The 797-nt window shown below is 64.2% G+C and carries 1 protein-coding gene; it reads right to left on the reverse strand.

What is annotated here, in order from left to right; all coding sequences use genetic code 11:
• Positions 1-41: 41 nt before the first annotated feature.
• Positions 42-746 (reverse strand): IS3 family transposase, encoded by a 705-nt coding sequence (locus EVC45_RS44940; protein WP_373683139.1) that lies wholly within the window; start codon positions 744-746, stop codon positions 42-44.
• Positions 747-797: the final 51 nt, after the last annotated feature.

A 797-nucleotide genomic window follows, 5' to 3' on the forward strand; every position in this document is an offset into this window, starting at 1 on the left:
CTGCATCCACCCCGCTGGTCGTCCCATAAACACCTCCTCAATTAAAGGTGTTGCGACGACCGGTTGAATCCGCCCTGACACCCCTGGTCGGAATGATGGATCACGCCCTCGGGTCGTCGCTGCAGCAGTGCCATGTCGAGCGCACGCAACATCAGTTCCGTGTACAGATCCGTGTACAGATGGTTCGACATCGCCCAGCCCACGATGCGCCGGCTAAACACATCGAGCACCACAGCCAGATACAGAAACCCCTCGCCGGTTGGAATGTAGGTGGCATCTGCCACCCACAGCACGTTCGGCGCGTCGGCGCTAAAGTGCCGGCGTACCAGATCGGGCGCACGTCGTGCCCCCGCACGCGGCCGTGTGGTACGTGGCCAGCGCCGGCGGCTGGCGCCACATAGGCCGGCCATGCGCATCAGACGCGCTACCCGCTTGCGCCCAACGTGCACGCCTTCGCGCGCCAGTTGCGCATGGATGCGTGGCGCGCCATACGTCCCGCGCGAACTGGCATGCAGCGTACGGATGCGCGCCAGCAGTTGTGCATCACTGCCAGCATGCTGCGATGGCTCGCGTATCAGCCACGCGTAAAAGCCGCTCGTCGAGACCCCAAGCAACCGCGCCATCGTGGCTATGGGCCAGCGGGCCCGGTTCGCTTTCATGAATCCGTACCCTTCGGTGGCACGGTTCCCGTCTCCCGCGCGAACCAGGCCGCTGCGTGAGTGTATCGGCTCCGGTTGTCTGGACAAGCTTTTGCAGCTCAGGCGGCCAGCTTCATCAGCCTTTCCTGACGGGCTTCG

Origin of the sequence: Paraburkholderia sp. UYCP14C, assembly GCF_004197395.1 — a bacterium.
In the GTDB taxonomy this organism is placed as follows: domain Bacteria; phylum Pseudomonadota; class Gammaproteobacteria; order Burkholderiales; family Burkholderiaceae; genus Paraburkholderia.